The 22,505-nt window shown below is 68.7% G+C and carries 23 protein-coding genes, 1 tRNA gene and 1 riboswitch; of the genes, 11 read left to right on the forward strand and 13 right to left on the reverse strand.

The features are described from left to right. Nucleotides 1-261: 261 nt before the first annotated feature. From C1706_RS11245 to C1706_RS14800, 5 genes are all read right to left on the reverse strand, one after another. Complete coding sequence (locus tag C1706_RS11245; protein ID WP_129459345.1) at nucleotides 262-1,065, reverse strand: hypothetical protein; 804 nt, start codon at nucleotides 1,063-1,065, stop codon at nucleotides 262-264. Nucleotides 1,066-1,102: 37 nt separating this feature from the next. Next, nucleotides 1,103-1,678 (reverse strand): putative immunity protein, encoded by a 576-nt coding sequence (locus C1706_RS11250; protein ID WP_129459346.1) that lies wholly within the window; start codon nucleotides 1,676-1,678, stop codon nucleotides 1,103-1,105. Between the two features lie 112 nt (nucleotides 1,679-1,790). Beyond that, a complete protein-coding gene (locus C1706_RS11255) occupies nucleotides 1,791-2,342 on the reverse strand; it encodes a hypothetical protein (RefSeq protein ID WP_129459347.1) in 552 nt (183 codons plus the stop codon). Between the two features lie 28 nt (nucleotides 2,343-2,370). Continuing rightward, nucleotides 2,371-2,443, reverse strand: a tRNA-Ala gene (locus C1706_RS11260). 71 nt (nucleotides 2,444-2,514) lie between these two features. After that, on the reverse strand, nucleotides 2,515-2,637 hold the full coding sequence (locus C1706_RS14800) for a hypothetical protein (protein ID WP_284690567.1): 123 nt from the start codon (nucleotides 2,635-2,637) through the stop codon (nucleotides 2,515-2,517). A gap of 126 nt (nucleotides 2,638-2,763) precedes the next feature. On the opposite strand from C1706_RS14800, the gene C1706_RS11265 reads away from it, so the two are divergent. Then, a complete protein-coding gene (locus C1706_RS11265; protein ID WP_129459348.1) occupies nucleotides 2,764-3,993 on the forward strand; it encodes a sensor histidine kinase in 1,230 nt (409 codons plus the stop codon). Further along, nucleotides 3,990-4,655, forward strand: a complete 666-nt coding sequence (locus C1706_RS11270) for a response regulator (RefSeq protein ID WP_129459349.1) — start codon at nucleotides 3,990-3,992, stop codon at nucleotides 4,653-4,655. Before C1706_RS11265 ends, C1706_RS11270 begins: the two co-directional genes overlap by 4 nt. Before the next feature lie 39 nt (nucleotides 4,656-4,694). Here C1706_RS11270 and C1706_RS11275 read toward each other — a convergent pair whose 3' ends face one another. The 5 genes from C1706_RS11275 to C1706_RS11295 form a co-directional block, all read right to left on the reverse strand. Beyond that, nucleotides 4,695-5,396, reverse strand: a complete 702-nt coding sequence (locus tag C1706_RS11275) for an RNA polymerase sigma factor (protein ID WP_129459350.1) — start codon at nucleotides 5,394-5,396, stop codon at nucleotides 4,695-4,697. Nucleotides 5,397-5,704: 308 nt separating this feature from the next. Beyond that, nucleotides 5,705-6,121, reverse strand: coding sequence for a hypothetical protein (locus C1706_RS11280; protein WP_241653550.1), 417 nt, complete (start codon nucleotides 6,119-6,121; stop codon nucleotides 5,705-5,707). 37 nt (nucleotides 6,122-6,158) lie between these two features. Further along, on the reverse strand, nucleotides 6,159-6,758 hold the full coding sequence (locus C1706_RS11285; RefSeq protein WP_129459351.1) for a CE1759 family FMN reductase: 600 nt from the start codon (nucleotides 6,756-6,758) through the stop codon (nucleotides 6,159-6,161). Continuing rightward, on the reverse strand, nucleotides 6,758-7,933 hold the full coding sequence (locus C1706_RS11290) for an LLM class flavin-dependent oxidoreductase (protein WP_129459352.1): 1,176 nt from the start codon (nucleotides 7,931-7,933) through the stop codon (nucleotides 6,758-6,760). The genes C1706_RS11285 and C1706_RS11290 overlap by 1 nt, the downstream gene beginning before the upstream one ends. Before the next feature lie 95 nt (nucleotides 7,934-8,028). Then, on the reverse strand, nucleotides 8,029-8,898 hold the full coding sequence (locus tag C1706_RS11295) for a polysaccharide deacetylase family protein (RefSeq protein ID WP_129459353.1): 870 nt from the start codon (nucleotides 8,896-8,898) through the stop codon (nucleotides 8,029-8,031). 199 nt (nucleotides 8,899-9,097) lie between these two features. On the opposite strand from C1706_RS11295, the gene C1706_RS11300 reads away from it, so the two are divergent. Next, nucleotides 9,098-9,871, forward strand: coding sequence for an SIR2 family NAD-dependent protein deacylase (locus C1706_RS11300; RefSeq protein ID WP_129459354.1), 774 nt, complete (start codon nucleotides 9,098-9,100; stop codon nucleotides 9,869-9,871). Between the two features lie 10 nt (nucleotides 9,872-9,881). Here the strand turns inward: C1706_RS11300 and C1706_RS11305 are convergent, their stop codons facing one another. Further along, nucleotides 9,882-10,427: a hypothetical protein gene (locus C1706_RS11305; RefSeq protein WP_129459355.1), complete on the reverse strand. Its 546-nt coding sequence runs from the start codon at nucleotides 10,425-10,427 to the stop codon at nucleotides 9,882-9,884. A 92-nt stretch (nucleotides 10,428-10,519) separates the two neighbouring features. Beyond that, nucleotides 10,520-11,629 (reverse strand): N-acetylglucosamine-6-phosphate deacetylase, encoded by a 1,110-nt coding sequence (locus tag C1706_RS11310; protein WP_129459356.1) that lies wholly within the window; start codon nucleotides 11,627-11,629, stop codon nucleotides 10,520-10,522. A 153-nt stretch (nucleotides 11,630-11,782) separates the two neighbouring features. Here C1706_RS11310 and C1706_RS11315 point away from each other — a divergent pair, with 153 nt between their 5' ends. Further along, nucleotides 11,783-12,520: an alpha/beta fold hydrolase gene (locus tag C1706_RS11315; protein WP_129459357.1), complete on the forward strand. Its 738-nt coding sequence runs from the start codon at nucleotides 11,783-11,785 to the stop codon at nucleotides 12,518-12,520. Here the strand turns inward: C1706_RS11315 and C1706_RS11320 are convergent. Then, nucleotides 12,517-13,470, reverse strand: a complete 954-nt coding sequence (locus C1706_RS11320; RefSeq protein WP_129459358.1) for an L-lactate dehydrogenase — start codon at nucleotides 13,468-13,470, stop codon at nucleotides 12,517-12,519. The genes C1706_RS11315 and C1706_RS11320 overlap by 4 nt on opposite strands. Before the next feature lie 164 nt (nucleotides 13,471-13,634). Here C1706_RS11320 and C1706_RS11325 point away from each other — a divergent pair, with 164 nt between their 5' ends. The 7 genes from C1706_RS11325 to C1706_RS11355 all read left to right on the forward strand — a co-directional run bounded on the left by C1706_RS11325 (nucleotide 13,635) and on the right by C1706_RS11355 (nucleotide 22,364). Continuing rightward, entirely contained in the window at nucleotides 13,635-14,537 is a 903-nt protein-coding gene (locus C1706_RS11325; protein ID WP_129459359.1) for a mechanosensitive ion channel family protein, read from the forward strand. A gap of 71 nt (nucleotides 14,538-14,608) precedes the next feature. Then, a riboswitch (cobalamin riboswitch) is annotated at nucleotides 14,609-14,787 on the forward strand. Nucleotides 14,788-14,865: 78 nt separating this feature from the next. Further along, nucleotides 14,866-16,449, forward strand: a complete 1,584-nt coding sequence (locus C1706_RS11330; RefSeq protein ID WP_129459360.1) for an ABC transporter substrate-binding protein — start codon at nucleotides 14,866-14,868, stop codon at nucleotides 16,447-16,449. Between the two features lie 3 nt (nucleotides 16,450-16,452). Continuing rightward, nucleotides 16,453-17,400 (forward strand): ABC transporter permease, encoded by a 948-nt coding sequence (locus C1706_RS11335; RefSeq protein WP_129459361.1) that lies wholly within the window; start codon nucleotides 16,453-16,455, stop codon nucleotides 17,398-17,400. Next, on the forward strand, nucleotides 17,397-18,269 hold the full coding sequence (locus tag C1706_RS11340; RefSeq protein WP_241653551.1) for an ABC transporter permease: 873 nt from the start codon (nucleotides 17,397-17,399) through the stop codon (nucleotides 18,267-18,269). The genes C1706_RS11335 and C1706_RS11340 overlap by 4 nt, the downstream gene beginning before the upstream one ends. Continuing rightward, nucleotides 18,266-19,765, forward strand: coding sequence for an ABC transporter ATP-binding protein (locus C1706_RS11345; protein WP_129459362.1), 1,500 nt, complete (start codon nucleotides 18,266-18,268; stop codon nucleotides 19,763-19,765). The genes C1706_RS11340 and C1706_RS11345 overlap by 4 nt, the downstream gene beginning before the upstream one ends. Then, entirely contained in the window at nucleotides 19,762-20,292 is a 531-nt protein-coding gene (locus C1706_RS11350) for a (2Fe-2S)-binding protein (RefSeq protein ID WP_129459363.1), read from the forward strand. Before C1706_RS11345 ends, C1706_RS11350 begins: the two co-directional genes overlap by 4 nt. Nucleotides 20,293-20,324: 32 nt before the next feature. After that, entirely contained in the window at nucleotides 20,325-22,364 is a 2,040-nt protein-coding gene (locus tag C1706_RS11355; RefSeq protein WP_129459364.1) for a prolyl oligopeptidase family serine peptidase, read from the forward strand. Nucleotides 22,365-22,505: the final 141 nt, after the last annotated feature.

Consider the following 22,505-nt stretch of genomic DNA (forward strand, 5'->3'; position numbering starts at 1 on the left):
CATCAACGGGCTTATCGAGCTCCACCGCCGCATCGCCCGCGGCTTCCGGAACCGAGAGAACTACCGGCTACGCATGCTCCTCATCGGCGGCGGACTCACCGTGCCCCCACCGCAGGTATGAAGAGCCCCTTTACTCAGGAGGGACCGGCGGTCCGTCGAGCCGACTCCTGAAGGGGTGATGCCGGGGAGGAAACCGCTCGGGTCATCGGACTTTGGCTCTGTCACCAACTCGCGTGAAGGAGTTGACGAAGAGTCAGCTACTCAGCGAGCGCTCCTCGACTCCGCCTCCGCCTCCGCCGGGTCTGACAGGAAGACAATCCGTTTAGCGTCTTGCAAGCTGACGTAGGGGCTGCCCGCAGAGGTTTCCCCGAACTTACCTTCGACGAGAAAGTACCAGCCAATGAGATCGTCAATGTCCTGGACGCCCGCAGACTCAAGTGCATCTGGCGCCGCGTCCTTCCACACACGCACTGACGGCAGCTTTTCGTGTCGGAAGCCCGCGTTGATCCAGTCCGCCTTCGTGGTCTTGATCTTGCCCCACACGATGCAGGTTTCTCCAGATAACTCAAAGTCATTTACATGATGACAACCGTCAGCGACGGTCGTACGAGTACCGTCGCTGAGCACTAACGGCATGCGATCCTCTCGAAACGTTGGCGAGTTGATGAGCTTCCGTAAGAGCGGACGTAGCCCGGTCGATCCCGCCCGTGTCGAGCGGTCATTTCCGTTGTGCTGATGTGTCCTTCCTGGGCTGCCTCCTGATCCCGGTTCATCTTTCGTCTTCGGCCGTTGCCTGCTGGGCGTGTCGAGGCGGATCTTCATCTCCTCGCAGGTGTTGATGACCGCATCGACTTCCTCCAACTCCCGTTCAGCGACTTGTTCTTCAGACTCGGTCTTGAACTTGCAGCCGTCGAGATGATTGCCATAGAAGGTCGGGGCCTTACCGTCCTTGGAACGCTTCCGCCAATTCAACCCCACACCGCAAGCGGGATCAGGACACGAGACGCGCCCGCGATAGGTCTGCCGGTCAGGCTCCCGAATCACCCAAGCATCAATATCTGCCACACCGTCAAGCTTCGCCCACCGCATAAGAGCCCCCTGTTCAGCCTTCAGTTACGCCCTGCGGGTGCCTAGCAAACGTGGGAGCGTCCGCCAACGCTGACTGAATCTCGCGGATCGTCACCGCCAGTACTCCCGAAGCCAAAAGACCGGTCCCCAGCGGCCCGGATGAGTTCTCCCCAAGCAGGGGCAGGCTCGACAGTGCCGCACGAACGTCGGGCATCATGTGGTCGATCTGCCAACGAACCTCCTCACGACGCGCGGCCTCCTGGTCGTCCGCCGCAAGCGAGGCGGCCTTCGCTGCGTACGCAGCAGCACCGAGAGCATGAGCTCCCATATGGGCCACGCCCGAAGCCTGTCCGGCAGCTCGAGCGGCGGCTACCGATACGGGTGATTTCGCCGATTGAGCAGCACGACCAGCGTCGAATCGCCGTTTGATCTCGCCGGCGGCATCAAGCTCACCGTGACCGTAAGCACGGGTACGTTCGATCCCACCCCTCGCGCGATCATCTTCTGGAGCCTCGGCCTCGAACAACGGCAGAACGCGCTCCGCGCAGTCCGCTGCCCACAACGCGACGAGTCGCCGATTGGCGTCGTCGAGTGTCTGCGGGGAGGCCATGGTTCGATTATCTCAGCACGCGCGGAATCCTCCATTGCAAGACGCGTGGCAGCTCAAAAGCGTTTGATCGTAGTAGGAGCGGAAGCCCGTCGTGGCTGTGGTCTTCGCCTCGTCAGCGTTGATCGAGATCCTCGCGTGGCAGTCGACGACGAGTTGTTCGACGACCGCAACCGGGATTGCGCGGCGCGTGCACTTGGTCATGCGGGTGCGCCGGCCGCTGCACGAAGCCCAGTACGTCGGCCTCGCCAAGAAAGTCGAGCAAGCATTCGACGAGCGCTTCGCGGCTCGCTCCGACGAACTGGCAGAACTCGCTGCCAACCGCCGGCGGCTCGAAGATGAGTCCGACAAGCTCCTCGCCACACACTTCGCTGACGCCATCGACCTCACCACCCTGAAACGTCACCAGGACCGCATCCGCGCAGGCCTGGCCGATATCGACCGCCGCATCGAGAATGAACACGACCAAGATCAAGGCCCCCGCCGCCAGATCGCGAAGGCACTGCGGCTCTTGATCGACTGCCAACGCCTCTACAAGAGCGCCGACGCCCACGGGAAACGCCTCGCGAACCAGACCTTCACCACCAGCATCGACATCAACGAAGACGAGGAGGCAACGATCCGCCTCGTGGAGCCGTTCGCCGTCACAACAGGCGAAAGCACCCATGTCAGGTGTTTGAGTATGTCTGAAACTGTGGACCCAAGGGGACTCGAACCCCTAACCCCCTGCTTGCAAAGCAGGTGCGCTACCAATTGCGCCATGGGCCCCGGCGAGGGACGACTATACGCGATTGTGCCGGGCCCGGGCCACACGGGCGGCGCCTATGCTCAGCGGACGACTACAGGCGATCGGTGGCGGCGGACCAGGCTGCCGCCTCTGAGGCGCGGCGGGTCCGGTGAACGCGCCACGCGACTGCGAGGCCAGCCAGGGTCAGGACGCCGATCCATCGCACGATGCGCATGCCGCGAGTTTAGGCGACCCCGCGGTCAGGACTGGGGTCGCTCGTGGGGGTGTTCCGCTACGACTCTCGTCTTCGCGGCGCCCGGGAAGGGGTGTGAGGGGGCTACGAGCTTCTAGGCTGGGAGCGATGAGCACGAACGAGGTTTTGTTTCCCCCGGGAGCGACCCAGCGCGACTGGGTGGCCGACGGGATCCTCGCCGTGACGGTCACCCTGCTCAGCATCGTCCCGTACTACGTGCAGGTCGGCTATGTGGAACTGTTCTCGCCGCTCACCATGTTCTCGGCGGCGATCACGCTACCGCTGGTGTTGCGCCGCCACTCCCCCCTGCTGACGCTCGCCTTGGTGTCCCTGGGCGGGACGATGCAGTTGTTCTTCTTGCCGATCCCCACCATTTCGCTGGTCTCGATCCCGATCGTGTCCTACAGCGTCGCCCGCTGGATCCCCGGACGCATGTCGCGCTCGGTCATTGTCGTCGGCGCGATCGCGTCCGTACTGGGCCCCCTGGCTTGGTTTGGCGCGTATGCGAGCAACCCGAACGCCGACATCCTGTTTTGGGGCGCCTGCCTGGGCGCCGTCCTGACCCCGTACGCGATCGGGCGCCGCTCCCGCGAAGTCGCAGAATCCCGGACGCGTCAGGTGCACGCCGCCGAAGAGCGCTACCGGCTGCTGCTGGCCGAACGAGAACAGCAAACCCGCCTGGCCGAGGCGTCCACCCGCGCCATGATCGCGCGCGAGTTGCATGACATCGTCGCCCACTCGCTGTCGGTGATGATCGTCCAAGCCGAAGGGGGACGCGCCGTCGCCACCCGCAAGCCCGACGTCGCCGTCGAAGCCCTCGACACTATCGCCGAAACCGGACGCGAAGCCCTCCACGAGATGCGGCGCATCGTCGGCGTCCTGCGCGCCGGCCCCACCGACGAACCACCCTCCTACGCGCCCGCCCCGACCCTGGAAGAGATCCCCGACATGGTGGCCCGCACCAGCGACCGGATCACCCTCGTCGTCGACGGCAACCCCCAACCCGTCTCCCAAGCCCTCGCGCTCACCGCCTACCGGGTCACGCAAGAGGCCCTCACCAACTTCCTTAAGCACGCCGGGTCCGAAGCGACCGCCGTCGCGACCCTCACCTACTCGGCGCGCTCCATCACCGTCGACGTGGTGGACAATGGGGACGGCGTGGACGACCCCACCGACGGCGGCGGGAACGGCCTGCGCGGCATGTACGAACGCGTCTCCTCCATGGGCGGTTCGCTGTCCGCCGGGCCGCGCGACGACGGGCCGGGCTTCCGCGTCCATGCGGTGATCCCCATTGGGGACGCCGCCCGCACTGCCGCCAGAGAGGGAATGCAACGATGAGCTCCGACACAATCCGGGTGTTCCTGGCCGACGATCAGGCGCTCGTGCGCAGCGGCTTTCGCATGCTGATCGACTCCGAGGATGACCTTGCCGTCACTGGCGAAGCGCAGAACGGCGCCGACGCCGTCACGGCCCTCCTCGCCTCCCCCGCCGACGTCGTCCTCATGGACATCCGGATGCCCGTCATGGACGGCGTCGAAGCGACCCGCCGCATCGTCGAGGCCGGGATCGAAACCCGAGTGCTGGTGCTGACCACCTTCGACCTGGACGAGTACGCCTTCGCCGCGCTCAAAGCGGGGGCGTCCGGCTTCATGCTCAAGGACGCCCGCCCTGCCGACCTGCTCAACGCCATTCGCAATGTGGCCGCCGGGGACGCCGTCGTCGCGCCCTCCACGACCCGGCGGCTGCTGGATCACGTCGTCCCGACGCTGACGCCTACGCCAGGTGAGCATGATCCGCGCCTCGCGCTCCTCACCGAACGCGAGCGTGAAGTGTTGCTGGAGGTAGCGGGCGGGTCAACGAACGCTGAGATCGCCAAGACGCTGTACATGGCCGAAGGAACCGTCAAGACCCATATCGGGCGCCTGCTCACCAAGCTGCAGGCCCGCGACCGGGTCGGCCTGGTCCTCTTCGCCTACGAGAACGGCCTGGCGGGGCGCTAACGCATCGGCGAGGCTGTCGCGGGACACCCGACACGGCCCTCACCCCGCCAGTTCGTCGAGCAGTTCGGGGGCGATCGCGCGCAACGCCCGCACCCCCTGGGAGCAGCGCTGCCGTACCGCTGCGGCGGATGCCCCCAAGTGCACCCCGGCAGCCGTGCTGCTGCGACCTTCCACGTACACGCTGTGCAGGGCTGCCCGGGTGCGCGGGGTGATTGCCCCCAGGGCGACGCCGACACTCAGCACGCGCTCCGCGTCACCCCACGGTTCGACCTGCCCCTGACGCCACGGGGTGAAGTCAGCCTCCCACCCGGGCAACTCTGCGCCCTGTTGCCGCCCCAGGGATTTCACCGTTTTGAGAGTGTCGAGAACGAGGTTGGCGGCCACCCGTTGACGCCTGCGCGCCACGGGGTAGGAAACCACACGTTCCCACATCGCCCCGAGGTAGTCCGGCAGCGAGGCGACAGAATCGGCCGCAGCCATGCGGACCAGTTTCCCCAGGAACGCCTGGATCACCACCCGGCCAGCCAGGGACTCACCCGCGCGCTGCAAGCTCAGGAGGCCGACCAGCACGGCGTCGGGATCGGCGGTGATCGCATCGAGGACGCCTGCAAGGCCGTCCGTGACGGCGTGCCGGCCGCACGCGAGGCGCCAGCGTGCGGGGAGGGCGGAGTGCTCAGCGCACAGAGCGACCCACTCGCGGTTCAGTGCGGTGAGGGTGGGGGTGAGATGGTGACGGGTCATGACCCGACCCTGTCAACGAGGTGTTGTCCGACGTGTTGACCGCCCACGCTGCGGTGTTGTCCGCTGCTGTCCTGGGCCTGGAAATTCACCACGTGGGGGGCGCAGGACACCGACCAAGGTTGCGAAATGAACACGACCAACCCCACATGATTGCAGCTAACGAGACGCTGACATAATCTCGCTTCTAGCCCGGGGGGCTGCTGGTTGGGGTGCCGCAGTCCCTCGGCGCCGTACTGTTCGGGCCACATCGCTGAGAGCCCACCGCGTCCCCACCAACACCACCGGCGAGGCGCCCTGAATGACGCCGACTAGGTGCCCGCGCCGCGCTCCAGCATCCGTTGCAGGAAATCGGTGAGATCGCCCGATTCGCCATCGCGACCACCACGCCCCACCACGAGCTCAGGCAGCGACGGCTGCAGCTTGACCCCACGCAACCACCCCCACGTGGAGGACGGCACCGTGAGGACGTACCACTGGCCCGCCTCCCCGATCGCCACCGACTTCTTGGCGTTCACGTACCAGCCCACCTTGTCGGTGCGGACGCGGCGCCCATCGAGTTGGGTCGCCATCAGCGGCTCCGGCGCGAGCCCGCGCTCCCGCGCGGACGCGACGAACCCGTCGATCAGCACCTGGGCCGCCTGCGCCTCGCCGCGCTTGCCCGCCTCGGCCATGGCGGCCATGCGCAAGGCGTCCGCACGGCGCTGCTCGGGTGTCGATGAGGTCACAGGCGCAGCCTACGCGAGCTCACGACGCGACCTGGGCTTACAAGGACCCCGGATCCAGCAAGGACGCGAAATCGGGCACGTCGGCGAACTCGTCGGCGTAGTCCGTGGCCGGACGCGCCTGCACCAACTCCGCGAACGCGCGCCCCGCGGCGGCGATCCGTCGGGCCAGGCCCGATTCGCCCGAACCCCAGTCGTCGGTCGCGGCGAAGACGGGAAGCGGCGCCACCGTCGCCTTCAGGTAGAAGAACAGCGGCAGCATCGCGTTGTCGATCGCCAGGCTGTGCCGCGCCGAGCCCCCCGTCGCAGCCAGCAGCACCGGACGCCCGGCCATCACGCCCTCATCCAGCAGGTCGAAGAACAGCTTGAACAGCCCGTTGACGCCCGCATTGAGCACCGGCGACACCGCAATGACGCCGGACGCCTTCCCGACCAGATCGAACGCGTCCTGCAACGCCCGGCTGGGCACATGCGAGGTGTAGAAGTGCGCCAAATCCACCGCCACGTCCCGCAACTCGAGGACCTTGATCTCGCTACGGACGCTTTGCGCCTCGACCGTCGCTGCGGCGAGCCGATCGCCCAGCATCCGCGAGGAGGACGGCGTCCCCATGCCTGCGCTGATCACCAGCAGGTAACTCATCACGCCTCCTGCACCAGGCTCGACGCCTCGGCTTGCTCGTAGGGCGATTGCCCGGTCACGTCGTCGGCGCCGACCGGCACATGGGCCTCAGCCAGCGTCCCGGCCGCGCGGGCCGCCGCCACCCTCGACGCGTGGGTGGGCGCCTCGGGAATGTGCGCCGGACGGCCCTCGTCGAAGCCCTTGCGCAGGTCGGGCAGGATCTCGCCGAGCAGGTCGAGTTGCTCCAAGACGGTCTTCAGCGGAAGCCCGGCATGGTCGATGAGGAACAACTGACGCTGGTAATGGCCGACCGCATCCCGGAAGGACAGCGTCCGCTCCAGAACCTGCTGCGGGGAGCCGACGGTCAGCGGTGTTTGGGCCGTGAAGTCTTCCAGGGATGGGCCGTAGCCGTAGACCGGAGCGACATCGAAGTAGGGCCGGAACTCGTTGACAGCGTCTTGGCTGTTGCGACGCATGAAGAACTGGCCGCCCAGCCCGACGATCGCAGTATCGGCGGCGCCGTGCCCGTAGTGCTCGTAGCGGCGGCGGTACAACTCGACCATCCGCTTGGTGTGATCCATCGTCCAGAAGATGTTGTTGTGGAAGAAACCATCCCCGTAGTAGGCGGCCTGTTCGGCGATCTCGGGGGTGCGAATCGAGCCGTGCCACACGAACGGCGGGATCGCATCGAGGGGGCGCGGCGTGGAAGTGAACCCCTGCAAGGGCGTGCGGAACTTGCCCTGCCAGTCGACGACGTCCTCGGTCCACAGGCGGCGCAGCAGCGCGTAGTTCTCCACGGCCAGCGCGACGCCCTGGCGGATGTCCTTGCCGAACCAGGGGTACACGGGGCCGGTGTTCCCGCGTCCCATCATCAGGTCGACGCGTCCGTCGGAGAGATGCTGCAGCATCGCGTAGTCCTCGGCGATCTTGACCGGGTCGTTGGTCGTGATCAGCGTGGTGGCCGTCGACAGCAGCAAACGGCTGGTCTGGGCGGCGATGTAGCCCAGGGTTGTCGTCGGGGAGGACGAGAAGAAGGGCTCGTTGTGGTGCTCGCCGAGGGCGTAGACGTCCAGGCCGACATCCTCGGCCTTCTTGGCGATCGCGACGGCGGCCTTGATCCGCTCATGCTCCGACGGGGTCCGCCCCGTGGTCGGGTCGGTCGTGACGTCACTGACCGAGAAGATGCCGATCTGCATAACCCACTCCTGTAGTTGAAAGCTCAACTACCCTACGACGCGTTGCCCGGATCCATTCCCGCCGGGCCCGCACGCAGCGAGCCCGACACATCACCTCAACAGGTAAACGGACCGTCGGCCGTGGCCGGACCATCGATCCGGCACAACTCCAGGCCGCGCGCCTCCAGACCCTTCTTCATCTCGGCGATCGCCTGAACGTTGAACGCGTGCCACTGCATGTGCATCAAGACGGTCTCCCCCGCCTGCGCGTACTGGACGACCTCCTGCACGACCTGATCCTGCGGCTTACCGCGCCAATCCTCCGTGTCGAAATCCCACAGCCAGATCTGCATCCCCATCAACTCGATGACCTGCTGGACGTGCTTGTTGGTCGCGCCATACGGCGGCCGCACCCACGCACCCTGCACCGACGGCGGGCTCAACTGCTTGCGGATCGCGGCGTCCGAGATCTTCGTGAACTGCGGGTGATTGACGCTGTGCGAATAGACGAACATGCCGTGTTGGCGGGCGAAATCGACATTGATCTTTCCCTGCTGCACGCAGTTACCCAGCGCAAAGAGAACAACCCTGACCCCGAGCGCCTCAACCCCGGTCACCGTCTCCTTGAACTCATCCAACGAGCGAGGGCAGTCATCGAAGGTCAAAACGATGCGGTCGGTCGTGTTCGGGCTGTGCGTACGCCCCTCCTCGGGGCCGGGGAGGCGTTGCTCGATCGGCTTTCCGGTGACGTAGTCCGACGGCCATGGTGTCGGCAACCCCGTGACCAGCGGTACCGACGATGGCGTTGGGACCGGCTCAGGGGAAGGCGACTGGTCCGGTGAGGCCGAGGGCTCCGGCTCGGTCGCTGATGGGGAGGTGAGAGGAGCAGTCGGACTCGACGGCTGCACCTGCGCGCACGCGGTCAGCGCGAGCAGCAACGAGGCAACAAGGGCGGTCGCGCGGGACGTGGCCTGGGGAAGAAGCATGAAATATCCTCGGATCGACTCAGCCCTTCCATCTTCGCCCGCCTGGCAGCAGAACCCAAGTCCGTGCACCCCTTAAGCGACTTTCGACCATGAGAGAGGGCCTCGGATCCCGCTTTTCGGCCACGCCGTGTCGCGGTCGGCGCACGCCTGGGGCGGCTCAAGGGCGAAATACCCGCCCCTCGCGAGGCAGGATGGAGCCATGGCTGATTCCCTGGACCTTGCTCGCACCCTGGTGGCCGATTCCTCCCGCATCCTGGCACTGACAGGCGCCGGGCTGTCGACCGCCTCCGGCATCCCCGACTTCCGAGGGCCACAGGGACGCTGGACCCACGACCCTGAGGCCGAGAAGATTTCCACACTCTCGTACTACCTTCACGACGACACTGTGCGGCGCGCAGCATGGCAAACCCGGCTGACCTCCCCCGCGCGCACGGCACAGCCCAATCCCGGCCATCGGGCGCTCGTGGACCTGGAACGCTCCGGACGCTTGGCGGGCATCGTGACCCAGAACACCGACGGCCTCCACCTGGCCGCCGGGTCGGATCCCTCGCTCGTGTTCGAGGTGCACGGAAACGCTCGTCGCTGGCGCTGTGAGGAATGCGGCGCCGGAGGGCCGATGGACGAGATGCTGGCGCGCGTCGAGGCAGGCGATCCCGATCCGCGATGCCCCGCGTGCGGCGGCATCACGCGCGCCACCGTCATCTTGTTCGAGGAGCAACTCCCCGGCGATGTGCTGGACGCCGCCATCGACCTCGCCGAACGGTGCGACCTCGTCCTTGCCCTGGGGACATCACTCACGGTCCACCCCGTCGCCGGGCTCGTCCCGTACGCCGTGGGTCACGGCGCACCCCTCATCATCGTGAACGCCGAAGAGACGCCCTACGACCACCTCGCCACCGCGATCGTGCGCGATCCGCTGGAAGAGGTGCTGCCGGCCCTGGTCTCGGGCCTGACACCGGCAGCCGACGCCTAAGGCACCAGGTTCAGCGGTTCCACCCCGACAGCCACACCCGCGAGGAGTGGTCCAGCCCGAGGTTGTCGCGTAGCTCGCCCTCGCCGATGCCGGGGATAGCGACGCTCAACGTGTCACCCTGCCCACCACCCTGCCACGACAAGACCGCCTGGGCGGAGGATCGCCCCGGCAGAAGCAACGGGGTGAGGTGCGTGTCGGCGGGGTCCAGACTCAGGAAGTCCGTCATGCCTTTGCGGCCACCGAGCCACAGCGTCGGCTCGCCCACCTCCACGGGGGAATCCGAGCAGTTGAAGACCGTGAGCAGCACGCGAGTGTTGTTCGAGCCACGGTCGATCGGCGAGAAGTCGATCAGGGGTTGCCCCGATTGCTGGCAGGTAGGCGACCACTCACCCTTACGTTGGGTCAGGACGGGAGGCCCGTTCTCCGCGGGCGGCACGTACGCGTGCGGCTCCGGTGGGGGCGGTGGCGATTCAGGATGGGGCCCCAGGATAAAGACCGCGCCCGCGGCAGCCACGAGCGTCGCAGTCGCCACCGTGATCCGGGTGAGAACGTGCATGGTTCATTCGACCATGTGAGCCGACCCCGGCGCGTCACCCTACGGTGCCGACAACGCTCGCCTCACTGCGACCCAGGTGAGCGACGGGCGCCTCAGGCGTCCAACCAGGCGCCCCGCCACAAGACGCGCTGCACCGACCAGGACGCGTCCAGCACGACCGCGTCCGCGCGGCTGCCGGGCGCGAAGCTCCCCACCGACGACAAGCCCACATACTGGGCCGGGCGACTGGTCGCCGCGCTCAGGGCGACCTCGGGGGCCACTCCCGCGGCGATGACGTTGGCCACCGCACGATCCAGCGTGAGCGTCGAACCGGCGATGGTGTCGGTTCCGGCGATGTGGGCGACGCCGCCGCTGACATCCACCGGCAGGTCACCCAGCACGTAGGCGCCGTCGGCGCAGCCGGTGGCCGCCATCGCGTCGGTGATCAGCACGACCCGGTCGTTGATGTGCATGACCCAGGCGACCAGTTCGGGGCGCACATGGACGCCGTCCGCGATGAGTTCTGGCCACACCCGCGCGTCCTCCAGCAGCGCCAAGACGGGCCCGGGCGCGCGATGTTTGAGCCCCGGCATCGCATTGAAGAGGTGCGTGGCGCCGGTCGCTCCGGCGTCGATGGCGGCGAGTGTTTGCTCATAGGTGGCCGCCGTGTGCCCGATGGCAGCGACCGCCCCCCGCTGAACGATCGCGGCGATTGCCGCCAGGGCACCCTCGCGCTCGGGAGCGATCGTGACCATGCGGACCGTCCCCCGGCCCGCATCCAGCAGACGCTCGACGTCGGCTTTGAGCGGATCGCGCAGCTTGTCGACCGGGTGAGCCCCCTTGTAGTCGGGGCTCAGCCACGGCCCTTCCAGGTGGATGCCCGCCAGGTCACCCGCCTCCACGAGGGGGGCCAGGCGGCGGATCTGCCCGTCGAGTTCGTCCAGCGATTGGGTCACCAAAGAGGCCACGACGGACGTCGTCCCATGCGAGCGATGCAAGGCCGCCGCTGTCGCCGGGTCCTGTGCGAACGCGGCGCCTCCCCCACCGTGGTTGTGGACGTCGACGTAGCCGGGCGCCAGCGTCACGTCACCCAACTCGATGACCTCGCCGGGGCTCTCCTCGGGGGCGCCGACCGCGACGACCGCCTCGCCCTCCACCACAAGCTCGCCCGGGGTGAGCATCTGGGTTCCGGTGAACACTCGGGCGGCGCGCACTCGCAACATGGGACGGTTCCTTACTCCTGGCCGACGGGCTGCGGGAGGCGCAGGCCGTCCCACCCTTGTCAGCCTAGTCCGCAGGCACCTCCCCTGCCCGGCCACCCCAGCCGAGACCGGGGGTCGATGGGGGTCGGCTGGGCCCCGACCTACGCTGGAGGCATGAGCGCCCAGGTCGTCTTCGTTCACGGAATCCGGACCTCGAGGACGATGTGGCGTCGCCAAGTCGCCCACCTGGAGGAGGCGGGCATCGGCGCCCGCAGCCTGGACCTGCCCGGGCACGGCACCCGCCTCGACGAGGCCTTCACGCTGGACGCAGCCCTCGACACCATCGACTCCGCCGTCCGCGAGGCCGCCCAGGACGGCCCTGTCCTGCTGGTGGGCCACTCGATGGGCGGGATCTTGTCGACCGCCTACGCAGGCATGACGCCATCAGCGCCGCTGGGCGCCCTCATGGCCGTGTCGTGCACGTCGGTGCCGCGCGGCGTCGGGCTGGCCGCCTACCGCGGGGTGCTCCGCGCGGTCGACCGGCTGCCCTCACGCGGGTTGGGCCTGACCCGGCTGATCCTGGCCGCGACCCTGCCCGCCGATACGCGCGGCGACTTCGCCGCAGGCGGCTACGCCCTCGACGCCCAAGACGCCGCCCTCGCCAGCCTCGCCCACCTCGATCTGCGCTCCGCCGTGCGCCAACTCACCGTGCCCGCCTGGTTCGTGAACGGGCAGTTCGACCAGTTGCGCGCCCACGAATGGGCGTTCCGACGCTGGGCGCCGCAAGCGAGGTTCACCATCGTGCCGCGCGCCTCGCACCTGGTGACGGCGATGCGCCCCGACACGTTCAACGCCTTGCTGGACGAGGCCCTGGCGGCGCTGACGCCCGCCGAGGTCTCCCCGGCGTCCTAGTAGCCCAGGTCGGCGGCCACCGTCCGCATCTGCAAGGCGGACGCCTCGAACGAGGCCCATTCCTCCTCGTCGAAGCGGGTTTGCTTGATCGGGACGGCACCCGAGGCGTCCACGATGGAGGGCACCGACAAAGCGACCCCGGAGACCCCACGGAAGTCGTCGAGCACGCAACTGACCGGCAGTACCGCCCGCTGATCGCCGACGATGGCCTCCACGACGCGCGTGGTCGACAGGCCGACTGCGTAGTTCGTTGCCCCCTTGCCCTTGATGACCCGGTAGGCGGCGTTGCGCACGTTGAAGGCGATCTGATCGAGCTCGTCGCGGGTCAGCGCGGGGCGCTCGGGGTCGCGCCAGTCCAGCAACGGCACGTTCCCGATCGTCGCACTCGACCACAGCGGGAACTCGCTGTCCCCGTGCTCGCCCACGATGGAGGCGTGCACCGACGACGTCGAGACCCCGACGCGCTGCCCCAACGCCCAGCGCAGGCGAGAGGTGTCCAGCATCGTCCCGGACGCGAACACGCGCTCCAGCGGCAGGCCGCTGACCTCTTGCGCGATGACGGTCAGCACGTCACACGGGTTCGTGACGATCACGAAGATCGCGTCCGGCGCCGCCTGCACCAGCTTGGGCATCAGGTCGCTGATGATGCGCGCGTTCGTGGCAGCCAGGTCGAGTCGCGACTGGCCCGGACGCTGCTTGGCGCCCGCCGTGATGACGACAACCTGCGACCCCTCCGCCACACTCAGATCGCTGCCACCCGACAGGTCCGTGTCGCCCACGAACTGGGTTCCGTGGGCGAGGTCGAGCACCTCAGCCTCCACCTTCTCGGCGGCAATGTCGTACAGCGCGATGCGCCGTGCGGCACCGCGAATCAGACTCGCATAGGCGATGGACGTGCCGACGCTGCCGGCGCCGACGACGGTCAGCTTGGAGTTCTCGATCGCGGTCATGGGGCACCTTTCCGGGGCGGTCGAAGGACCAGAGTGGACGTCAGAGGCGTCACCCCCCACACGATCCGGCGTGAGGTGGCACCGCTTCCATCCTCCCGCGTCCCTCGGGTACCAGGTGGGCCGTCCCGAAAGCGGGCGCGTGCCGCGTCGGCCACAATGGGGACATGACGCCCCTCATCACCGCGACCTGGCCCGAGACGGCTATCGAGATCGGCGTCGTGCTGCTGGTCGCGATCGTGGGGCGCTTCATCCTGCGTCGCGCGATCCGCACGGGAGTGCGCGCCTCCATCAAGGCGGGCGACCATCCAGAACCCACCTCGTCGGCGGCAACCAACCGGTTCCTCGGGAAGCTGTCGGGCGCCCTCAACGGACGCCACGAGGCCCGCGTCAAGACGGTCGGGTCGGTCCTCAGCAACGCGGTCGACGTCGTGCTCGTGGTTCTGGTGATCTTGACGGTCCTGCGCATCCTCGGCGTCCCCCTGGAGCCGGTGCTCGCGGCGTCCGGGATCGGCGGCGTCGCGCTCGCCTTCGGCGCGCAATCCTTAGTCAAGGACTACATCTCCGGTATCTTGATGATCTTCGAGGACCAGTTCGGCGTCGGTGACCTGATCGACACCGGCGAGGTCGTCGGCACCGTGCAAGAGGTCGGTCTGCGGATCACCAAACTGGTGGACTCCTCCGGGGAGGTGTGGTTCGTCCGCAACGGTGAGATCACGCGCGTCGGGAACCGCAGCCAAGGCTGGTCCACGGCCACGATCGACATCCCCATCGCGCCCAACCAGAACACCACCAAGGCCATCGAGGTGCTCGGCACGGTGGTGGACAAGGTGTTCTCCGACGAGCAGTACGCCGACGTGCTGTTGGAGAAGCCGTCGGTGCTGGGCGTCAACAAGGTGACCCCGGGGGTCATCACGTTGACGATCCTGGCTAAAACGGCCCCCGATCAGCAGTGGGCCGTCCGCCGTGACCTGCTCGCGACGTCGTTGTCGGAGTTGCAGCGGGCCGGGATCCGTGCCGCCCCGCCGGAGATGATCGCCGCCTCCCAGCCGACGCCGCCCGCGTCCTAAGCCACCGAACCGGGCCCGTGTCCGTGCGGGGTGGGCAATCTAGGAAACCCCAAGCCAACACGCCTTCGCTGGACTAGCGTGCCGTCGTCGGTCGCATCACCCACGATGCAAGGGAACCCGGTGAGAATCCGGGCCTGACACGCAGCGGTATGGGCGAGGACGGCAGCACGACGCCACTGGAGACATCTGGGAAGGCGCTGCCGCACCACTGACCCCGAGGCCGAAGACCTGCCGACGACGATCATGGCCTTTGCCACGTGTGACCTGGCTGCCGGTTCCCTCGTGGCCGGTCCGCGCGCGGCGAGGCCCGAACACGAAGGGCACCACCATGCCGACAGACCGGACGCGACTCTCCGGGCTCAGAGGCCGCATTACGACCTTCCTCCTCGCCGCCGTCCTCCTGGGCACGACGGCCTGCAGCCAGGCCCCCGGCGCGACCCCGGGACCCGCCGATGCGCCCGCCAGCTTGCGGATCGCGACAGGGTTCGCCATCGACAACGTCGACCCGATCGACAATGGCTTTTGGGGCAACGAGTTCGGCTTCAGCGAACTCCTCATGCACGCCACCTCCAACGGTGATCCCGAGCCGTGGCTGCTGAAGTCCCTCGACAACGTGGACGCACTCACCTGGAAGCTGACCCTCAAGGATGGCATCCGCTTCCAGAACGGACGCACGCTGGACGCCGGCGCCCTGGCCGACGTCATGAACTACCAACTGCAGAACACGGCGTCGTTGGCTCCGCTCAAGGCATCGACGCTGACCGTCACGGGGCCGCTAGAGGTGACGTTCACCACGCCCACCCCCGCCCCGAACCTGCCGTTCACCCTCGCGGAGAAGTCCAAGTTCGTCATCTTCGACCGGGCCGCCTACGAACCCGCCAAGGGCAACCCGTCCGCGATCATCGCCGCCCAGATGTACACCGGCCCCTACCGCGTCGAATCCCTGGACGCCCAGCACCTCGTCCTGCCCGCCAACCCCGACTATTGGGGCGGCAAACCTCCCCTGGAGAAGGTGACGGTCTCCTTCATCACCGATGAGCAGTCCCGCATCCTCGCCGTCCAAAACGGTGAAGCCGACCTCGCTCTCTACCCGCCCACCCAGGCCGCGAAGAACCTGACGGGACGCAACGACTCGTTCTGGCGGAGCGGCACCCCCAAGGGACCGACCTTCCAACTCCAACTCAACGAGAAGCGCGCAAAGATGGCCGACCGCAACCTGCGTCAGGCAGTGCTGTCAGGCATCGACTACACCGCCCTGGCCGACGACGTGATGGGGGGCCTCTATGAGCCCTCGACGGGCATGTACGCCCCCGAGGCGTCCTACGCCCTCGAGACGCAGCACACCGATCTCACCGCAGCCAAGGGTGCGCTCGCCGCGTCCGGCTACCAGGCTGACGCGTCCGGCCTGGCGACCAAGGACGGACAGCCGCTCGAACTGACCGTGCTCACCTACCCCACCCAGCCCGACTCGAACACGCTGGCCCTGGCGATCCAGGCGCAACTGAAGACGATCGGGATCACGGTGAAGATCAGCCAGGTCCCGGAGATGATCACCGCGACCCGCGACCCCAACACCGAGTGGGACATGGCGATCGCCGGGAACGGGACCACGTCGCTGGCTGGGGATCCGATCGCCCCGCTGCAGAGTTACTTCATCACCAAGGGCTCCCGCAACGTGTACGGCCTGGCCGATCCGGAACTTGATGCGCTGGTCGCCAAGGTCGCGGTCGCGATGAACACGACCGAGCGCGACGACCTGCTGCGCCAGATTCAGCGCAAGGTCGCCGACGGCGCCTACATGGGCTTCCTCGGCATGCGCTCCCCCAGCGTCGTCGCCGCCCCGGCGTGGCGTGACTACCAGGTTTCCAACACCAACCAGTGGGTCGACGCGCACACTGCCCCCACGCGCTGATCCATGGCAGGACGTGTCCTTCGGCGGTTCGGTGCCGCACTGGCGACCCTCCTGGCCGCCAGCATTCTGGTGTGGGTCATGCTGATGGCCGCACCGACCGACCCCGTCGAAGGCATCCTGCGCGCCCGCGGAATCCTCGAACCGGATCCCTATCAGGTCGCCGCCATGCGCACCGAACTCGGGCTGGACGACCCGCCCGTCCTGCGCTATCTGCGCTGGTTGGCGGCCTGGTTCCACGGCGACTTCGGTGTGTCGTGGAAGTCGGGGCGCCCGGTGGCCGAGGAGATCGCTCAACGTCTCCCGGCTACCGCGCTCCTCACCGGCGTCAGCATGCTGATGGCCGTGGTGGCGTCCGTTCTGCTGGGCGTCACCGCGGCCTCGTGCCATCGCCGCGCATGGGACACGGTGGTGCGTGTCATCACGCTGGCCCTGGTCATTGTCCCCAGCTTCTTGTTTGGGCTGCTCGTCCTCAACACCGTCGTGCTGCGCCTCAAGTGGGGACGCGTCGTCGCCGACGGGACGTGGCTGACCGTCTGGTGGCCCGCGCTCACCCTCGCCTGTGGCGCCATCGGCTACTGGTCGCGGGTGCTGCGGGCCTCCGTCTTGGAGGCCCTGTCGGCCCCGTACCTTCTCGTGAGCCGGGCGCGGGGGGCGTCCCTCACGCGCCAGGTGTTCGTCCACGCCCTCCCCAACGCGCTTCCCCCGTGGCTCACGATCGTCGCGCTCGGCGCGGCAGGTCTGCTGGGTGGGGCCCCCATCGTGGAGGCCGTGTTCACCTGGCCGGGGGTGGGCGCCTACACGGTGCAGGCGATCAGCGCGGGCGACGCCCCGGTCGTGCTGTTCTACACGATGGTCGCCATCACGACCTTCATCGTGGTGAGCCTCCTCACCGACGTGCTGGTGACCGTGCTGGATCCCCGCCTCCGCACCCCGACGGCGGTGGCGTCATGAGCGCCATGACGACGGACGCCGCCCCCGCAGAACGCGGCAGCCACGCCGGGCTGGTTCACCGGTTGCTGCACCACCGCGGGTTCGTCACCGGACTGGTCGGCGTCCTCATCCTCCTGACCGTGGCCCTCGTCGGACCGCTCCTGGTCGGCGACCCCGACCTCACCCGGTTCACCCAACAACTCACCCCTCCCTCGGCGGCGTTCCCGCTCGGCACCGACTCGGCCGGGCGCGACGTCATGGCGCGGACCGTCTACGGCGCCCGCGTCTCCCTACTGGCAGCGCTCGTCGTGTTCGCCATCACCACCACCCTCGGGATCGGGGTGGGCGTCACCGCAGCCCTGGCGGGCGGACGCATCGACGCCTTCCTGTGCCGCTGCTGCGACGTCATGCTCGGCCTACCGTCGCTGGTGATGGCGCTGGCCATCGTCGGGGCGTTGGGGCCGGGGCTCATCAATCTCGTCGTGGCCATGTCGATCACCGGGTGGGCGGGCCTCGCCAAACTGTGCCGCACCCTCGCCCTGGACTGCCGCCACCGTGGCGACGTCATCGCCGCCCGCATGGCGGGGGTGAGCCCGGCCCGGATCGCGGTCGGCCACATCCTCCCCTCCGTGCTCATCTACGGGCTCATCTCGGCCACCTTGGGGCTCGGTGAGACGGTCCTGGGCCTGGCGGGGATGTCATTTCTCGGGTTGGGCGTCCAACCCCCCACCGCCGAATGGGGAAGCATGCTCAACGCCAGCCGCATCGACCTCGCCGTGGCGCCGTGGCTGCTGATCGGTCCAGGGCTGGGGCTGGTCCTCGTCGTCACCAGCGTCACGTTGATCAGCGACGCCTTGCGCGACTGCGCCGACCTGAAGGAACTGTCGTGACACCCCCCGCCGTGCAGGTCGAGGATCTCTGCGTCACCTACCCGAACGGGCACCGGGGCGCGATCGGCGTCACGTTCGCCGTCGACGAGGGCGAAAGCGTGGCTCTCGTCGGCGAATCGGGGTGCGGGAAGACCACGACCCTGCGCAGCATCCAGGGCCTGCTGGGCGCGCGGACGCGGATCACCGGCACCATCCGGATCGCCGACGTCGACGTCGACGTGCTCACGCTCCGACCACGGGAACGGCACCTGCTGACCGCCCGCCGCCTCGGCTACGTCTCCCAAGACCCCTACGGCGCTTATGATCCGCTGCGGACCGTCGGCCATCACGTCCGCGAACCGCTCCTCATTCAGGGACGCCGCCCCGACGCCGCCGACCTGACCGCCCAGTTGACGGCCGTCGGGATCCCGGAGGCGGCCACGCGCCTAGGCCAGCACCCCCACCAATGGTCCGGCGGGATGCTGCAACGCGCCACCATCGTGGCGGGCACCCAACTCTCCCCGCTGGTGACCCTCGCCGACGAGCCCACCAGCGCGTTGGACGCCGACCTGGCCGACAACGTCCTCAGCACGCTGCGTGCGCGCAGCCGGGCCGTGCTGTTCGTCACCCACGACCTCGCCTTGGCCGCCGCGCATGCCGACCGGATCCTCGTCATGCATGAGGGCCGCATCGTCGAGGAGGGCACCGCCGCGACGGTGCTGCGGCAGCCACGCCACGACCAAACCCGCCTGCTCCTGGCTGCCAGCATCCGGGCACCGCGGCTCGTCCGGACGCCTCCCCGGACGCCGACCGTCGCGTCCGCGTCGGGGGTCACGAAGCGCTACCGCAGCGGGACGGGCACCCTCACGGCGGTCCAGCCCGCCGACCTCAGCATTCACGCAGGTGAGATCGTGGGCGTCGTCGGGCCGTCCGGCTCAGGCAAATCGACCCTCCTGCGGATGGTCTCCGGCATGGAGCCCCCCGACAGCGGGACGCTCACCTGGAACGGTCAGGCGTCCGCCGGGCCCACGCCCGGCTCGGTGATGCCGATCTCGCAGGATCCGCTCAGTTCCTTGGATCCGCGCTGGCCGCTGTGGCGCAGCATCACCGAACCGCTCACCGTCACGCGGCGTCTGGGCAAAGCTGAACGGATCCGTCTGGCCCGCGAGGCACTCACCCAGGTCGGGATCGGGCACCTCGACCCCCTCGCCCGCCCTCGGCAACTGTCGGTCGGGCAGGCGCAGCGCGTCGCGATCGCGCGGGCGCTCATCGCGCGTCCGGCCCTCATCGTGGCCGACGAGCCGACCGCCAGCCTGGACGTGCGCACCGCCCAAGCCATGATGGCGCTGCTGCGCGACCTCGCCGATCGCCACGGCGTCGCCCAGTTCATCGTCAGCCACGACGTCGCCTTGCTGGGCACCATCGCCGACCGCCTGCTCACCATGACCGACGGCCACCTCGACGCCGCGGCCGACCCGCGCGCACACGCCGACGCACCACGACAGGAGCCCTCATGATGCCCGCAGCATCCCCGGCGGCAGCGACGACGCTGCACACGATCCTGGATCGCCTCTCGGACGCCGAACGCCCGTTCTTCCTCCTCGGTGAGGACGCCTCGCCGGTGAACGCTGAGGCCATCATGGACGGCGACGGCGTCGAGGAACTCGGGGCCACCCTGGACGCGGTGATCGGCGTGTTGGCGTCCCGGCTGGGACGCGGTGAGCGTCGCCTGTGGGCGCTGGCCGTCGACTCCCTCACCAATCGGCTGCTGTGGCTAGGTGCCGCGACCGGCCAACTGGGGCGGGCTCAGGCCATGGCGGTCGACCTGGTGGCGGCGCTGGATCGCCCGGGCGTCCCCGCGCCCCGGTTCACCACGTTGCGCGACCTGCCCGAAGGGGTCCGTGATGTCTGGGTCCGGCGCGGTTCCTGCTGCCTGGTCTCGCGCGTGCCCGGTCACGGAAGCTGCGCCGACTGCCCGCGCCAGACGCCCGCCGAACGTGAGGCTCGCCTGCGGGAAAGGGCCCTGACAGGCGGGGATCACTGACCGTGCCTGGCGTCACGGGGCAGGATGGAGCCATGACCGTAACGCCCTTCCACGACCTTGACGCCTTCATCGCCCTGCCACGCCAAGGGGGTCTCGCGCTGAGCCCCGACGGGACGCGCCTGGCGGCGGTCGTCGCCACGCTCGACCCGACGGCGACGCGCTACGTCAACGCCGTGTGGGAACTCGATCCGGCAGGCGAACGCCCCGCACACCGGGTGACGCGCAGCGCCAAGGGCGAATCCGGCATCGTGTACGCACCCAACAACGACCTGTACTTCCTCAGCGCCCGCCCCGACCCGGAAGCAACCGAGTCCGACGACGCCGCCGCCCTGTGGGTGGTGCCCGGGGTCGGTGGCGAAGCGCGCCGCGTCCTGGCGCGTCCGGGCGGCGTGGACGCCGTCGCGGTCGCCTCAGCGTCGGGGGCGGTGGTCGTGACGGCTGGCGTCCTGCCGGGTGCCGATCAGGCGTCCGACGCCGAAGCGCGCGACGCCGAACTGCGCAGCCTGCGCAAGGACAAGAAGGTCGCCGCGATCCTGCACACCTCCAGCCCGGTGCGATTCTGGGATCACGATCTGGGCCCCGCCACCCCGCACCTGTTCGCCCTCACCCTCGGCGAAGGCGCCGACACCAGCGCCAGCCTGCGCGACCTGACACCGGGCATCGGCGCCGACCTGGTCACCGCCAGCACGTTCGTCGCCCCCGACGGCTCCTTCGTCCTGACCACCCGGACGCTGAGCGGAGCCCGCGGCTCACACCGGGAAGCGCTCACTCGCGTGGACGCCGACGGCACGCGCCGCGACCTGCTCGTCCCCGACGAGACGACCTCCTACAGCGCGGGCCCGGTCAGCCCTGACGGGCGCCGCGCCGTCGTCCAGGTCGAACGCGTCGGGACGCCGCAGCGTCCGCCGTCGTGGACGGTGCACACCCTCGACCTCAGCACCGGGGAACTGGCGCCGCTGGCGTCCGGCTGGGATCACTGGTGCACCCCGCTGGCCTGGCTTCCCGACGGCAGCGGCGTCCTGGTGCACGCGGACGCCGAGGGGCGCTCCCCGCTGTTCATCCTGGAGGCCTCCGGTGCGGCCCCGCGCCAGCTCACCACCGATGACGCGGCCTACTCCGACGCCGCGATCAGCCCCGACGGCGCCACCGTGTACGCGGTCCGTTCCAGCTACGCGTTCCCCGCCGAAGTCGTGCGCATCGACGTCGCCACGGGCGCGACGACCCGCCTGCCCAACCCCGTCGGGCGTCCGGAACTACCTGGGCGCCTCACCGAGATCGCCACCACCGCCGACGACGGCCAACGCATCCGCGCCTGGCTGGCTCTCCCGTCCGACGCGGACGCGGCGCATCCGGCACCGCTGGCGTTGTGGATCCACGGCGGTCCGCTCAGCTCATGGAACTCGTGGAGCTGGCGCTGGAACCCCTGGAATCTGGTCGCCCGCGGCTACGCCGTCCTGCTGCCCGACCCGGCCCTGAGCACCGGATACGGCGAGGAGTTCATTCAGCGCGGCTGGGGTGCCTGGGGTCAGGCCCCGTTCACCGACCTGATGGCGATCACGGACGCCGCCGAGGGGCGCGGCGACATTGCCGGCGACAAGACCGTCGCCATGGGTGGCTCGTTCGGTGGCTACATGGCCAACTGGATCGCCGGACACACCGACCGGTTCGCGGCCATCGTCACCCACGCGTCCTTGTGGGCGCTGGACCAATTCGGCCCCACCACGGACGCGCCGTTCTTCTGGGAGCAAGAGATGACCCCGGAGATGATGGCCGCCAACTCTCCGCATCGCAGCGTGGGCGCCATCACGACGCCGATGCTCGTCATCCACGGCGACCGCGACTATCGCGTCCCCATCGGGGAGGGGTTGCGGTTGTGGTGGGAGCTTCTCAGCGCGTCCGGGCTGCCCGCCGGCGAGGACGGCACGAGCCCGCACCGGTTCTTGTACTTCCCCAACGAGAACCATTGGGTCTTGTCGCCGCAGCATGCGAAGGTCTGGTACGAGGTGGTGCTCGGGTTCCTCGACGAGCACGTTCGCGGCATCCCGGCGACCCCACCCGAGACGCTCGGCTAGCCCCAGCCCCGGCGTCGGTCTGTCTGCGGATGACGGGCAGACCGGCGCGCGGCAGGGTCGTGGGCGGGCATGGTAGCGGCCCGGCCTGTGCTCGCGCGGAGATGGGCAGTGCGTCGGATCTCAGGACGCGCTACTAGGCTG

Source organism: Propioniciclava flava (assembly GCF_004126535.1).
Lineage (GTDB): Bacteria > Actinomycetota > Actinomycetes > Propionibacteriales > Propionibacteriaceae > Propioniciclava > Propioniciclava flava.